The 13848-nt window shown below is 69.2% G+C and carries 13 protein-coding genes; 9 read left to right on the forward strand and 4 right to left on the reverse strand.

Annotation, left to right across the window (positions count from 1 at the left end; genetic code table 11):
- Positions 1 to 122: 122 nt before the first annotated feature.
- From SAVERM_RS04185 to SAVERM_RS45495, 3 genes are all read left to right on the forward strand, one after another.
- Positions 123 to 317: a hypothetical protein gene (locus SAVERM_RS04185; protein WP_037651109.1), complete on the forward strand. Its 195-nt coding sequence runs from the start codon at positions 123 to 125 to the stop codon at positions 315 to 317.
- Between the two features lie 57 nt (positions 318 to 374).
- Positions 375 to 1361: a helix-turn-helix domain-containing protein gene (locus SAVERM_RS04190; RefSeq protein ID WP_037651206.1), complete on the forward strand. Its 987-nt coding sequence runs from the start codon at positions 375 to 377 to the stop codon at positions 1359 to 1361.
- An 857-nt stretch (positions 1362 to 2218) separates the two neighbouring features.
- Positions 2219 to 2434: a hypothetical protein gene (locus SAVERM_RS45495; protein ID WP_037651108.1), complete on the forward strand. Its 216-nt coding sequence runs from the start codon at positions 2219 to 2221 to the stop codon at positions 2432 to 2434.
- Here SAVERM_RS45495 and SAVERM_RS45825 read toward each other — a convergent pair.
- A protein-coding gene (locus SAVERM_RS45825) for an IS630 family transposase (protein WP_420822297.1) occupies positions 2428 to 3521 on the reverse strand; the annotation gives its coding sequence in 2 pieces (ribosomal slippage) (positions 2428 to 3065 and positions 3065 to 3521; 1095 coding nt in all). The genes SAVERM_RS45495 and SAVERM_RS45825 overlap by 7 nt on opposite strands.
- Before the next feature lie 289 nt (positions 3522 to 3810).
- Here SAVERM_RS45825 and SAVERM_RS04205 point away from each other — a divergent pair.
- From SAVERM_RS04205 to SAVERM_RS04215, 3 genes are all read left to right on the forward strand, one after another.
- On the forward strand, positions 3811 to 4785 hold the full coding sequence (locus tag SAVERM_RS04205; protein ID WP_010982184.1) for a hypothetical protein: 975 nt from the start codon (positions 3811 to 3813) through the stop codon (positions 4783 to 4785).
- Between the two features lie 446 nt (positions 4786 to 5231).
- A complete protein-coding gene (locus tag SAVERM_RS04210; protein ID WP_010982185.1) occupies positions 5232 to 6365 on the forward strand; it encodes a DUF6183 family protein in 1134 nt (377 codons plus the stop codon).
- 359 nt (positions 6366 to 6724) lie between these two features.
- A complete protein-coding gene (locus SAVERM_RS04215; protein WP_010982186.1) occupies positions 6725 to 8086 on the forward strand; it encodes a vanadium-dependent haloperoxidase in 1362 nt (453 codons plus the stop codon).
- Between the two features lie 191 nt (positions 8087 to 8277).
- Here SAVERM_RS04215 and SAVERM_RS04220 read toward each other — a convergent pair whose 3' ends face one another.
- A complete protein-coding gene (locus SAVERM_RS04220; protein ID WP_371859489.1) occupies positions 8278 to 9066 on the reverse strand; it encodes a class I SAM-dependent methyltransferase in 789 nt (262 codons plus the stop codon).
- On the opposite strand from SAVERM_RS04220, the gene SAVERM_RS41170 reads away from it, so the two are divergent.
- Positions 8965 to 9507, forward strand: a complete 543-nt coding sequence (locus SAVERM_RS41170; RefSeq protein WP_042492714.1) for a hypothetical protein — start codon at positions 8965 to 8967, stop codon at positions 9505 to 9507. The two genes, SAVERM_RS04220 and SAVERM_RS41170, sit on opposite strands and share 102 nt — an antisense overlap.
- Positions 9508 to 10585: 1078 nt before the next feature.
- Positions 10586 to 11674 (forward strand): glutamate--cysteine ligase 2, encoded by a 1089-nt coding sequence (locus tag SAVERM_RS04230; RefSeq protein WP_010982189.1) that lies wholly within the window; start codon positions 10586 to 10588, stop codon positions 11672 to 11674.
- Positions 11675 to 12092: 418 nt separating this feature from the next.
- Here the strand turns inward: SAVERM_RS04230 and SAVERM_RS04235 are convergent, their stop codons facing one another.
- The gene (locus SAVERM_RS04235; RefSeq protein WP_010982190.1) at positions 12093 to 12482 is read right to left on the reverse strand and encodes a VOC family protein; all 390 of its coding nucleotides are present in this window, start codon (positions 12480 to 12482) and stop codon (positions 12093 to 12095) included.
- Between the two features lie 56 nt (positions 12483 to 12538).
- Entirely contained in the window at positions 12539 to 12730 is a 192-nt protein-coding gene (locus SAVERM_RS04240; protein ID WP_010982191.1) for a hypothetical protein, read from the reverse strand.
- Positions 12731 to 12836: 106 nt separating this feature from the next.
- On the opposite strand from SAVERM_RS04240, the gene SAVERM_RS04245 reads away from it, so the two are divergent.
- Positions 12837 to 13490, forward strand: a complete 654-nt coding sequence (locus tag SAVERM_RS04245; RefSeq protein ID WP_010982192.1) for a TetR/AcrR family transcriptional regulator — start codon at positions 12837 to 12839, stop codon at positions 13488 to 13490.
- Positions 13491 to 13848 lie beyond the last annotated feature (358 nt).

Genomic DNA, 13848 nt, shown 5'->3' on the forward strand with positions numbered 1-13848 from the left:
GCAACACACCGGCGGCGCTCCGCACCCTGCGAGGGTGGGGAGCGCCGCCCGTTCATTCCAGCAGCCGGGTACGAGGCGGCCGAACGCAAAATCGCTCGGCCGGCCGAGCGGACGCACTCGGCTTGCCCGTCGCCTTCCGCGTCCAGACCCTCGAAGCTGGGCCCGATCCCCACCAGGCGCCGGATGTCGGCATCGACCTGGGCGTCACCCTGCCCATCACTCTGTCGGAGGGCGAAACGCACGAGCCCGGCGAATGGCTGACCCGCAAGGAGCAGGCCGGGCGGGCCCGCGTGATGCACGCAACGCAATCGGGGTGATCTCCGCGTGGAAGGATCTCGACGGGAGTACCGGCGCGGGGATCGGGGATGAACGGAATGATCGGGAGCGTGTTCCGGACTGCGGACGTGCCTGCGGACAACCGGTTCGACTATTGGTGGGAACTGATCGGCCGGACCCGCTCAAGCGAGATCATCAGTGCTCACGCCGCTGACTTCTGGGCGGAGTACCGGCTGATGGAGTTAGGTCCGGTGGCCGTGTGGTCGGCGTCGTTCCTGCCGTCGCGTTACCGGCGGAGCCCGAGAATGGTACGTCAGTCCGATCCCGAGACGTACCACCTGACGCTGCTGCTGGACGGCGGACTGGCTCTCGACCATGCCGGGCGGACCGACACGTTCGGTCCACGTGACCTGCACCTGGCCGACAGCTCACGGCCGTACGATCTCCGGTCGACGGGCGATCGAGAGCACCACGTCGTCAAGGGAGTGGCCGTGGACTTCCCCAAGGCGCTGCTGCCCCTGCCACCGCACCTGGTCCGGGGGTTGCTGGGCCGGGGGTTGTCGGGGCGGGAGGGCCTCGGTGCTCTGCTGACGGACTTCCTCGTCGGCCTGGACCGGCAGGCCGACACTCTCCAGCCGTCCGACGCGCCACGTCTGGGCACAGTCGTACTCGACCTGCTGTCCGCCTGGCTGGCCCAAGTGCTGGACGCGGAGACCGCCCTGTCCCAGGAGACCCGCCGGGTGGCCACGGCGGAAAGCATCCGGGCGTTCATCCGACAGAATCTGCACGATCCGGAGCTGTCGCCACCCGTGATCGCCGCCGCGCATCACATATCCCTCAGCTACCTGCACCGGATCTTCCAGCAACAGGCGCAGGGCGAAACGGTCGCGGCCTATATCCGCAGTCAACGGCTGGAAGGCGCCTGCCGCGACCTGGCCAGCACCTCACTGCGCACCACTCCCATCTACGCCGTCGCCGCCCGCTGGGGCTTCCTCCACGCCTCCGACTTCACCCGCACTTTCCGCACCGCCTACGGCCGCTCCCCCAAGGAATACCGCCTTCAGGCGCTGTACGTGCCGGAGTAGACGCTCAGCCAGGCGGCATCAGCCGGCTTCAACCGCTTCAGGCCTCGCCTCGACTCGTCGCGCCGTACGCCGATGCCGCGACGGGTACGCGGACAGACCACCGCCGCCCCAGTCCGGACCTTTCGGCTGTAGACGCAGCGTCAAGGAAGTTGGACGTATTGCTAACGACAGCCGGACAGCAGCCCGTCATTCTTGATCCGTCGACAGCCGTCATGGATCGCTGGGTGAACAGGTCAGGGAAGCGTGGACAATTACAACTTCGGCTGGGTCACGTCGCACAAGTACAACAACAGCGCGAACGCCTCCATCTGGATGGCCGGGATGATGCTGGATCCCTCCAAGCCCGCACTCTGCCCGTGAACGGCTTCAGCAGCAACATAGGTGTGGACGGCGTCGGGGCCGGGTGGAGGACTGTGCCTGGGTAACGCGGTTCCTCAGACCGTCATCGTCGAGTAGGCGGTGGCACATGACGCCCGGCTGAGCGCCCAACGCTCGCAAGGCGGGGCAAGTCCAGGCAGATCAGCTCCAGCCGTTGACCGGCGACTTCGGCTGCCCCACCGAGCCACCGCTCCCGACACCGCGTCCGGGACGGTGCCGAGAACCAGCACTCATCACATCACAACCGCCGCTGGAATCACTCCGATCACCACGAATACTCTTCTGGAGAAGACATGATGTGGAAACGCATATTCGCAACGTCCGCAGCCACGCTGACACTCCTCGGTGGCAGCATGCTGGCCACTGCCGCACCGGCACAAGCAGATGGCACCTGCCCTTCGAACGCCCTCTGTATATGGGATTCGACGTCCTTCGGCGGCCTCAGAATCCTGACACGCAGCACCAACACCTGCTTCAACATGGGGAAGTTCGACTTCGGTTACATCCGGTCCTACGACAACAACCTCTCCGTCAACGGCTACGTCCACAACTACGCCGGATCCGGTGTCTGGTACCAAGCCCGCACTCTTCCGGCCGGCGGGTTCAGCAGTGACATCGGTGTTCCGGGACTCGGCGGTCTCGCGGAGGACTGGGTCTGCATGGGTTCAGCAGATCTGAGCGACTTCGTCTACTGACCTTTTCGGATTGGCTTCGGGGGATCTGGGGTGAGGGTCAGTCCGGTTTCGGTGAGGTAGCCGTCAATGAGCTCGGGGTGACGCTGGATGTGGGCGAGCCCTCGGCGGAGGGTGCGGGTGAGGTGGTCGGGGTCGGTGAATGCGGTGTTGGCCATCGGCCCGTGCCGTAACCACGACCAGATGCCTTCCACGGGATTCAAGTCCGGGCTGTAGGAGGGCAGCTGGATGATGGTGAGCCATTCGTGGCTGCCTGCGTACTCCCGCAATCCGGCAGCACGGTGGGTGTTCAAATTGTCCCAGACGACAATGATCGGGGCGCCGAGCTGCAGGTGCGCGCGGACCAGGAGGTCGCGGTAGTCCTGCCAGGCGAAGCTCTTGCGTGCTCCTTTGAGGAGCAGGTGGAAGCGGGGCCGGTAGATCAGCCGGGACCTTTCGCCGGGCCGGTAGCAGCACAGTGCGGCGACCGAGATGCGTCGCCGGGACCGTCCGCGCACTCTGACTACGGGAGTCTGTCCGCGCCGGCCCCAGGTGCGGGCGTGTGGCGGCGTCATCGCGAACCCGGCCTCGTCCTCGAAGACGATGTAGGCCCCGAGCGCCGCCGCGGCACTTCCACCTGCGGCCACACGTCCTTCTTCCAGAGCTCGACCGCATGCTCGTCGCGTTCCAGCGCGCGACGGGCCGGGCTCTGCCAGGACCAGCCGTGGCGGTGCAGCAGCCGCCACACTCCCGCGATCGAGCAACTGACCTGGAACTGGCGGCCGATCAGCGTTCTGACGCGTTCCAATGTCCACCGCTGGTCTTCCCAGCTATGCGCGGCCGGCCCTTTGGCCAGCTCCTTTTCCAGCAGGGCGAACCGTTCGTCCGACAGCTTCGGCAGTTTCGCAGGTCCCTTCGACTTCAGACCCTCGATACCGCCTTCACGCCAGTTGCGGCGCCATTGCTCCACCGAACGCTCGCTCACCCGCAGGTCTTTGGCGATGTCCGAAGTCCTGTCACCTCGTGCGAACCTCACCCCGGCCTCCAGCCGGATCCCTTCACGCGCAGCCCGCCGCTCAGCGGTCAGGCCCCCACCATCCGCGTACCGCATAGCACCGGCCTACCGCAGGGATCACCCAACGTCACCACCCGAAGGCAACCCGAAAAGGTCAGTAACTCGTGCTGCACGGCACGACAGAGCGCGAGGGGCCCGCATGCCGCATGGCGGGCCCCCTCGGCATGGCATCGCTGCCGACACTGTGCGAGATGTCGAGATCAAGAAGTTCCTTGAATGGGTGGTGGCAGTGGCCGTGGTGCACAGAACGCAGATACGGAACATACTGCGGCGTGGTGTCGCAGGAGTACTTCTCGGCGCGGCCGTGACGTGGGGGTGTCAGCCCGTGGCTTCGGCGGACAACGGAACGGTCACCCGTACCGCACTCGCCTCCGACACGGAATTCACCACAGGGGGCGCTGTCGAACTGATCGGACGATCGATAACGCTGGGCGCCGGTGAATCGCGGCACGTGCGCGCCCGGTTGGAGGCGACGAGTTCGACGACCGCGGTCGTGGGGATGACGAACGCCATCCGATGTGTGAACTCGTCAGGCGTCACCGTAGGTGTCAAGTCGGCCTCCGCACGCAATCACGAGGGCTACGACACGACCTCGTATGCGACGGCAGGACACCTGCCGATCTACGCGGACCTGCTCTTCACCGCGCCGTCGGCGGGTACGTACAGGTGTGGCCTTGTCGGGTCGACATACTCGACCTCCGGTTCCGCCTACCACCTCACCGCGGTTGCGGGAAACACCTGGATCGAGATCAGCGACACCGCCCAGGTCGGCGCGGGATGGTGGCAGAACCCCTCGTGCGAAAGCGCCGATACCAACGGTGCCTGCACATACGTCGGCGGAGGGGCGGCGGATTCCGAGGCATGGGTCTTCTACGGCGACGGCACACCGGCGTCCAAATGGGAGGCTCACCCCTCCGCGAGAACCGTCGACGCGCAGGCGAACCTCGAGCTGACGACATGTCCCGTCGGCACCGCTTCCTGCGCGAGTGCGATGCAGGATCACCCTCGCGGCGAGAACGCGGTCGTGGACCTTCGATTCGACTTCATCCAGCTCGACACGACTGGGCACGCCTGCGCGACTCATCAGCAGTCGTCACGTAAAACCATCACGGACGACGCCCATCACTCCGTGAGCTACTTCGCGCTCTCCGACATCCCGATCAACTCGGCCTGCGGCACACGGACATTCATCATGCGCATCTACGTCAAACACGTCGAGGGGCAGACCCTCAAGATCGACGGCGTGCAGAGCGGGGTCACTTCGCTGACGAACGGAATCGCGTTCAATCGCTTTTCCTGACGCCGCGCCGCAAGCGACATCCGGCGTACAGCGGCGCTTCGCCGGACGCGTCGAAGCGCCTGAGACCGCAGCATCCGGCCGCGTAGATCGCTTCCGATCCACGCGCAGTCCGCGGTGAAGTACGTCCAGGACCCGTCGCTACTCACCAGTCGTTGATGACCCTCTTCATCGGCGTTGACCTGCGGGTCCTGGTGGAGGGTCTCGTGCGACAGGATGTCCCCGGGCAGGCAGAAGTCCTCGCAGCGGTGGCGCTGGTTGAACACGGCCGGGGCGTACGTCGGGGTGTGGATGTCAGCGCGCCCGCACGATGTGAAATCTTCTCCACGCGTGGTGGCGGATGATGCCGAAGGAGAAGCGGACGCTCACGAGCGCGGACCGCGATCCGCCAGGCCCGGCCCCACGCAGATGATCAGTATCGGAGTACGGCTCAAGGGGGAAGGCGGCGCATGGCGAGCGTAGACATGGTGGGAGGGGATGCCGGTGAGCGGTACCCCTGGGTCACCATCGAGGCGTGGGCCAAGGGTGGGGAGGCTGAGCGGATCGGCGCGGTCGGTGAGGCGCTCGCCGCGGAGGCTCAGCAGATCGAGGAACGACTGAGGGTCCTGCATCGCGACCTCACGTTCGTGCAGCGGGTCCTGGCACTCACTCCGGGGCGACCGTTCATGGAGCGACTTCTGGCCCTGAGTCGTCAGGTGCGCTATTCGGGGGCGAGCGACGAGCGCCTGCTCGCGTCGCTGATCGCGGAGGCGCAGTCCCTCGACGACGCGCTGTACGTCCTGCGGCATCCGGAAGGCGAAGAGCACCATGCGCTACGGGCCTGTCTCTTCCACGAGTTGCTCTTGCGCGGGGCAGCCCCCGACAAGCTGGTCCCCCACGCCACCCAGCGCCCCGATTTCCGCCCGTTCCACTGGAGCGGCCTTTCCTGGTTGCCGGCCCGGCTCTCGGAGATGGAGGGGCCGGACCTGAGGGCGTGGTTGCCGAACCGTCGCTATCAAGGGGGTGCCTCCGGAACCGTCCCGACGATGAAATCGCCGACGCCTGTCGATGTGGCTGCACGCCGGGCCGGCGCCGCCCACCGCGTCCGGGAGGCCACGCCCGCGCATCTGGCCGACCTGATCGGCCGGCCGGCCAAAGACGGCAGATGGTGCGACCACGAAGCACGGGTCTTCGTTCTGGACGAGCCCGTCTCTCCGGAGAATCTGCCGGGAGTCGTGACCACGTTGCCGTTGGACTGCTTGCAAGGGCTGGGTGAGCGGGACCGGTTCGAGGGTGAGGCATGCACGCTCGACTCGGTCTGGCTGACGTTGTTCATGACTGCCTCGGCCGGCGGATTCGGCTCAGCGGGCGTCCACGGTGCCTGGGGGCGTTTCAGCGCGTGGCTCTCCCTCGCGGGACTGTGCGGAGCCGAGTACCCCGAGGCAAGCGCTTCCGAGGTCGAGGAGCTGGCCCGGGCCTGTACGTGGTACCGGTTCGAGGCCGACACCGAATGGTTCCACAACGACCTGGACGACTACGGCATCGTCGCCCTCTCCCCCGACGGCCGCCGTATCGCCGTACTCGCCGCGACGGACACCGACTGAACCGTTCCGGCCCGGACCCCTGGAGTCCGTCTTCCTCTCCGTCCCCAGGGGCAGGATCGGCTTCTTCCCGGGAGCCCAGGTCAACACACCCCAGGTACGTTGGCCACCGTTCGCCCACTGCAATCAGCGCACGCCTTCACCGTCCGCGCCGCGGAAAGCGCCGCGCTGGACCGCGGAGTTGCCCGAGCTGCGCGACGGGACACCCCTTCGGCATCCGGTCGTTGATCTCGTGGTCGGTCGGGAGGCACGGTGCAGGGGCGCGTGTGCCCGGCGCACCTGCTCCCGAGACGTGCTCCGGCGCACGTATTCCCGTCGGTGAAACGGGGTGCCCGTTCACCTGTCGGGTCGTTAGTTCGGTTATGGGTAGATTTAGTTCGAGCGGACGGGCCGTCGTCCGCACTGTCACAGCATTCCTGCTCCTCGCCGCCACGGCCGTGGCCGGTCCCACCGCCACCGCCGATAGCGGCAGCCACTCGGCGCCGTCGGCGGATCCCGCGGCGATCCGCGAGTGGAACGTCATCGCCACCGACACCATCACCGCCAGCCTCGGCGCCCGTCCCTCCGGGCAGGCCGCCATCTGGCACGGGTTCGTCTCGGCCGCCGTCTACAACGCCGTGGTCGGTATCGAGGGGCGCTACGCCCCGTACAAGTGGCATGCGCGCGGGCCCTCCACCGCATCCCCCGAGGCAGCGGCCGTGACCGCCGCGCACCACGTACTGCTCACCTACTTCCCCGCCTCCCGGGCCCCGCTCGATGCCGCATACGCCGGGTCGCTCGCCAAGATCCCCGAGGGCCAGGCGAAGAGGCAGGGCGTGGCCTTCGGGGAACGTGCCGCCGAGCACCTCATCGAACTGCGCGAAGGGGACGGCCGGTTCGCACCGGTGGAGTTCACCGCTTCGCCCGCGCCCGGCGTCTGGCGGCCCACCCCGCCCGCCTACCTGCCCTTCATCGACACCTGGCTCGGCAGGCTTCGCCCGCTGCTGCTCACTTCCCCGGATCAGTTCCGGCCGGGCGGGCCGCCCGCTCTTTCCTCGGCCCGCTACGCCGAGGATGTGAACGAGGTGAAGACCATGGGGGCGAAGAGCGGCTCGTCCCGCACTGCCCCGCAGACCGAAACCGCCCTGTTCTTCGGGGGCAACCTGGTGGTGCAGTTCCAAGAGGCGTTCCGGGACTACACCGCCCGGCACCATCTGGGCATCGCCGAGACAGCGCGGCTGTTCGTCGCGGGGAACGCGTCGGCGACCGACGCCGTCGTCGCCACTTGGGACGCCAAACTCCACTACGGATTCTGGCGGCCGATCACGGCGATTCATCTGGCCGACACCGACGGCAACCCCGCGACCGAAGCCGACCCGCAGTGGCAGCCGTTGCTCGTCACACCGCCGCATCCCGACTACGTCAGCGGCCACGCCGCGGTCGCCGGCGCCGTGACCCAGACCCTGAGCGGGATTCTCGGGACCACACGCCTCGACCTCAACGTCTCCTCCGAGATCACCGGCACCACACGACACTACGAATACGCCGACCAGTTCAACAAGGACATGATCAACGCCCGCGTCTGGTCCGGAATCCACTCCCGCACGGCGGACACCGCAGGCTGCCGGGCCGGCAACCGCGTCGGCGCCTGGACATTCACCCACTACTTCCAACCGCTGCACTCACCGCGCCTGCACGCCACGCCGCCGATCCAGCCGACGTGCCCGCTCGGCAGCGCGAGCTGACGAGACCCGGCTCGATGCACCTGGGCTTCTGGGGCGCCCGATGGTCCTGGGCGCCCGCAGGCGGGCCATGACCTGCGCCGAGGCGAGTGCGTCCCCGGCCCCGCCGGGGTAAGGACGAACGCCGGGCGGGCGGCACCGCCCCATCGCGGACACGATGGATGGTGGTGGCCGCTGGGCCGCGAAACCGTCGTTCAAGGCATGACCGTCCAGCACGCCGCCGGGGCCACTTGTGGCGGCCCCGGCGGCCTCGAACCAACCCCTCGGGAGGGTCCATGCACGGCGGCATAGTGGGCCAGGTAGATCTCGGCCTGTTCGGCTGAGCTGCCGGTGGCCGGCGGCCGGCCCTGGGGCGTGTCCGATGGGTCGGCCGGGCGGTCCGCCGTGACCAGCCACGACGTGCTGCGTAGCCGGACCGTGCCGTCCGCCGCCTCGTGGTCGCGCAGAAGGCCCGTCAGGGTGCGGCGGGCGCGGGCCCGTGCAGTCGCGTCGGCCTGCTCCATCAGGTGGCGACCGGGGCCCGTTCCCAGCAGGAACTCCGCCGCGTCCTCGGCTCCGTGTCCCCATGCCCCGTACGTCTGCGCCTGGTTGATGGTGATGCCGGTGAACCCAGCCACGGTGAGGACGTGGCGGATACGGTCCGGGGCGGCCAAGGGCTGTCCCGGTCTCCCGAAGTCGCCGAGCGGCAGGAAGTCGCGCAGTGACGCCACCGCCGCCACCCAGCCGTTGAGCGTGGCATCGGCCGGGCAGACGAACGCCAGGCGCCCGCCGGGTCTCAGCGCCCGGCCGACGTTGACGAAGGCCGCTAAGGGGTCGGCGAAGAACATCACCCCGTAGCGGCTGATCGCCACGTCGAACGCGCCCGCCTCGAAGGGGTACACCTGCACGTCGCCTCGCGTGAAGGAGGCGTTGGCGATGCCCTCCCGCTCCGCGCGGGCCGGTCCGTCACCGCCGAGGCGGGCTGCGCCAAGGGGCTGTTGCACACGCACTTCGCAGGGCTCGATGAGTTCGTGGCCGAGCTCTGCCTCGACCGGTTCGCGCGGACGGCGGCGAAGGCGCAGGCGCTGTCGGGGCTCGCCGGGCAGGGCACTGTGGCGCGGAACCTCGACGCCGTCGCCCTCGCGCTGTTCGACTCCGGCGGCCCGGCCATGTCGGGCCTCGCCATGACCCGCCCCGCCGCCGCGCTGCGCATCCGCGAGGCTCTGGTAGACGGGGCGCCCGGCTTCACCGCGATCCAGGAGGCCATCACCGGCTACCTGAAGGCCGAGCGGGGGCTCGGCCGGGTGGCGGAGACCGTCGACCCGCGCACCGTGGCCCTCGCCATCGTCGGCACCGCCCACCACCTACTGATGACCAGCTGGCCGGGCGCACCTGACCCACGACCGCATATGGCGCGCCTGGTGGCCGCGTTGGTGGACAGCTAGGGACTGTCCAGCGAGTCAGGAGCGGAGCCAGAGACGTACGGCAGCAACGGTCACCGGTAGGGACGGGTCCGGCGCGCCGGATCGTGACCGCCAACGCGTACGGCGTCGCTGCGGCTTCGGCGTCCGGGCGGGCGGGCTCGGCGACTTCATCGCGGGCGCGGGGCCCACGGTCTGTGGCGTCTGCTCGGGCTCGGGAACCGGCGTGTGCGCACCGTCGCGGGCGGGCGGCCGGAAGGGAGGCCGCTCCGGTGGAATGGGCCGGCCGACGATCCTGTCGGGGAGGCGCGGGTCGGATTCCAGAGCCTGCCACACGCGGTCTGGGGCATCGAAGGGCGGCGGCGGGCGCCCCTCGGTCAGGGCTGCGAAACCGGCGGCAATGCGGTTGAGCTCGGTGAGACCGGCGGCCTCGCATGCGCGGCACGCCGCCAGCAGGGCCACCGCACGCTGGGTGGAGGGTCGGCAGCGCCGATGGCGTGGACGAGGCGGGGTCGAATGGGTCGGCAGCGCCGATGGCGTGGACGAGGCGGGGTCGAATGGGAGCAGGCCGTGCACATTGCCACCGACGCTGACGCTGCGCAGGTCCGGCTGGGCAGTCGCCCAGCCCCATTTCTCATCGTTCGTAGGCGAGCCGGTGCTCTCTTTCTGCTTGCTCCTGCACGAGGCGAGCGAGGCGTCCGGCTTCGGTGCGTTCGGCGGGTGTGAGGTCTGCTTCAGGACGCGGTCCGGCGCGGGCGGGGCGGGCCGGACTGCACCAGGTAGCAGTCGAGTTGGGGCTCTTCGTCCAGCCGGGTGTCCTGCTGGCGTGCCTCGTCCGCGCCTTTGGCGCCGGCGAACGCGTCCGCGAGGTACGGACCGAAGCGGTCCGTCGCCCTCGCCGTGGATCAGGTGAAGGCGGTGCTCAGCGTGTCCCCGGTCTGCGAACAGGCACCCGGCGATGTCGTCCCGGTCAGCCCGCCGCCGTCCGCTGCCGCGCCACCAGGGAGTCACCGGGTGTCCGACCGCCATCCCGGGGCACTCTGGAGCGTACGACCCGGCGATTACCCGGCGTCGCGGCGGATGGACAGAAAGGCGGCGTGACGTGCGGACTGTCGGAGTGGAGGAGGAGCTCCTCCTGGTCGACCCGGAGACCGGAGAGCCGAAGGCGCTGTCCACCGCGGTGCTCGCCCGGGCTGAGCAGGTCGATCCGGACCAGGACGTGTTCGAGAAAGAGCTGCACGGCCAGATGCTGGAGTTCGCCACGCATCCGCAGACGGACATGGCGGCCCTCGGTGCGGAGATCGTCCGTTGCCGCAAGGAGGCGGCTCGGCACGCGGGGGAAGCCGGGTGTGCGGTGGCAGCACTGGCCACCTCTCCCCTGCCGGTCAGCCCCTCCATCGCCATGAACCGCCGCTACCAGTGGATGGCCGAGCAGTACGGCATCGCCATGCAGGAGCAGCTCACCTGCGGATGCCATGTCCACGTAGCTGTCGAGTCCGATGAGGAGGGCGTCGCGGTCGTGGACCGCATCCGGCCCTGGCTTCCCGTGCTGGTCGCACTCAGCGCGAACTCCCCGTTCTGGCAGGGCAGGGACTCGTCCTACGAGAGCTACCGCAGCCGCGTATGGGGGCGCTGGCCGTCGGCCGGTCCCACCGAGCTGTTCGGGTCGCCGGAGCGGTACCACCGGCAGGTGGCGGACATGGTGGCCACCGGCGTCATCCTCGACGACGGGATGGTGTACTTCGACGCACGCCTGTCCCACCGGTACCCGACGGTGGAGATCCGGGTCGCGGACGTCTGTCTGCACCCGGACACCGCCCAGTTGATCGCCACGCTCGCCCGCGGGCTCGTGGAGAGCGCCGCGCGCGACTGGCGGGCGGGCCGGGAACCGGAAGACCACAGCGTGAGCCTGCTGCGGCTGGCCGCATGGCAGGCCGCCCGGGCCGGCCTGTCGGGGGAGCTGCTCCATCCGGTGACCATGCGGCGGCTGCGGGCCGAGTCGGTAGTGCGTGCTCTGCTGGAGCACGTCGGTGACGCCCTGGCTGACGCAGGTGACCTTGACCTGGCCCACGAGGCCGTGGCCGAGCTGCTGGAGCGCGGCAACGGTGCTCGGGTGCAGCGCGAGCTGCTGGAGCGGACCGGGAGCCTGCGCGACACCGTCACCGAGTGCGTACGCCAAACCCAGGGGTGAGCCCTCAGCCTGCACGACGGCCTGCACTACGGGCCGTCGTCGCACGGCTGACTGCCGATTAGCTCCACGCCGCCCCCGTGAGGCCGTGCCGACATCCTCCGACAATGCGGGACGAGCGTGCGCAGGGTCGGCGTCCGAACCGGGCAGAGCCGACCGGGCAGGGCGGTCTTCTCGCCCTGCCCGGTCCGGGTCCGGAGCGACGGGCAGTGCTCCGGGTCCAGCCCGGCCGGCCCTCGATCATCATCCAGACCCTCGTGCCCACGCCTGAGGCAGTACCGGCGTCGGATCCGGTGACAACGTGAGGTCCGTTGCCGGTCGCCGGTCGCCGGTCGCCGGTCACGGTGCAGGAATCAGTCCGGGCCGCGCGTGGGCGCGCGTTGCCGTGTCAGGCCGGGGCCGGCCTGGAACGGCGCGCGGGTCAGGTGTCGTCGGACGTGGCCCACTCGACGAACTGGATGATCACTCCGTTGGGGTCGGTGATCTGGAACAGGCGCTCACCCCAGGGTTCCTCGCGCAGCGGCATGGTGATCTCGACTCCCGCCTCGCGCAGGCGCTTCTCCTGGTCGTGGAGGCCGTCGGCGAGGGTGAAGGCCAGGATCAGGCCGGCGGCGTGCCGGTCGCGCTGTTCGGGCGGCAGGACCTGGGTGCCGCGGGCGAGCAGGACGATGTCCACCGCGTCGGCGCGGGTGAGGGAGGCGAAGCCGTCGGCGGCGGCCTGGACGGTGTAGCCCAGGTGGGCGGTGAGGAACGCCTGGGAGGCGGCGACGTCGGCGACGGTGAGCGAGACGGTGGACGCGGTGATCTGCAAGAGGGTCTCCCTGCTGAACGGGTAGGGCGGGCTGCGGAGCCGGTGGCGGTGGCGGGTCAGTAGCCGCGGCGGCGGGGGATGTTGCGGACGACCCGGGGCTCACGCCGTCCCCGCACGGCCCGGTCGGCGGCCAGGCGGCGAAGGTCGTAGCCCCCGCGCGGCGCGGGGTCGCGGACGTCGCGCCCGGCCGGGACTTCGCCGAGGCCGATCGTGAGGGCAGAAACCGTGGTGCGGTCGAGTTCGAACATGCACTCTCCTCTCCGTTCCCTCGTCGCAAACTTGCAACGGACGTAAATTTAGCCTGGTCTACATGGGGGCGTCAATATAAAAATGCCACGAGGGTAAGATTGCTCCATGGGTACCGAGATCACATCGCCCGCACAACCCGTCGGCCTGCGGGAATCCAAGAAGCACGAGACCCGGCAGCTCATCTCCGACCACGCCACCCGGCTGTTCCTCGCCCAGGGCTTCGAGCAGACCACCATCGCGGAGATCGCCGCCGCCGCCCGCATGGCCAAGAAGACCGTCACCAACTACTTCGCCCGCAAGGAAGACCTGGCCCTGGACCACCAGGAGGAGTTCACCGCTTCGCTGGCCAACGCCGTCGCCGACCGCCGCCCCGGCGAATCGGCCCTGGCCGCCCTGCTCCGCGCCTTCCACGACTCCCTCGCCACCCAGAACCCGGTCGCCGGGTTCTCCGGCCCGGCCTTCGCCCGCATGGTCGCCGACAGCCCCACCCTGACCGCCTGCCTGCGCGGCCTGCACGACCAGCGCGAACACCGCCTCGCCCAAGCCCTGGCCGACGCCACCGACACCACACCCGACGACATCACCGTCCACATCGCCGCCGGGCTGCTGGGCACCGTCCACCGCGTGCTGTTCCAGCGCATCCAGGACCTCACCCTGGCGGGCCACCCCAATGACCGGATCGCCCACACCATCACCGCCGAAGCCACCCAGGCCTTCGACCTGCTGGAACCCGCCCTCGCCCACTACGCCACCGCCTGAACCACCCGCTTCACCCCACGGCCGGGGTCAGCGCTGACGCCCTCACCCCGGCCGAAACGCCGCACATCGAGTCATCTGACACAGGACACGTGTGTCATCGGGCCCCGACGGGTGCGAGTTCGCACCAACCAAGTCCGCACCAACCAAGTCCGCACAGTGAGACGGCAGGTCTTGATCGGTGACTTCGCCGAAGAGGACGCGGACGACTACCTCGCCCGTCGCCTGTCCCGCGACGGGCAGCCCCTCATCGCAGGCGACATCCGCGCCGTCATATCCCGCCGTTCGCACGGCTTGCCGCTCCACCTGGACCTGTCGGTCACGAGATATCCGGAGACCCGCCGCACCGGCCGTACCCCGC

Origin of the sequence: Streptomyces avermitilis MA-4680 = NBRC 14893 (genome assembly GCF_000009765.2) — a bacterium.
Taxonomy (GTDB): domain Bacteria; phylum Actinomycetota; class Actinomycetes; order Streptomycetales; family Streptomycetaceae; genus Streptomyces; species Streptomyces avermitilis.

Bases quoted from the DNA above. Each gene is read 5' to 3' on its own strand.
- SAVERM_RS45495 (WP_037651108.1), top strand. From the start codon at position 2,219: ATGGGGAAGTTCGACTTCGGTTACATCCGGTCCTACGACAACAACCTC.
- SAVERM_RS04210 (WP_010982185.1), top strand. From the start codon at position 5,232: ATGGCGAGCGTAGACATGGTGGGAGGGGATGCCGGTGAGCGGTACCCC.
- SAVERM_RS04245 (WP_010982192.1), top strand. From the start codon at position 12,837: ATGGGTACCGAGATCACATCGCCCGCACAACCCGTCGGCCTGCGGGAA.
- SAVERM_RS04190 (WP_037651206.1), top strand. From the start codon at position 375: ATGATCGGGAGCGTGTTCCGGACTGCGGACGTGCCTGCGGACAACCGG.
- SAVERM_RS04215 (WP_010982186.1), top strand. From the start codon at position 6,725: ATGGGTAGATTTAGTTCGAGCGGACGGGCCGTCGTCCGCACTGTCACA.
- SAVERM_RS04240 (WP_010982191.1), bottom strand. From the start codon at position 12,730: ATGTTCGAACTCGACCGCACCACGGTTTCTGCCCTCACGATCGGCCTC.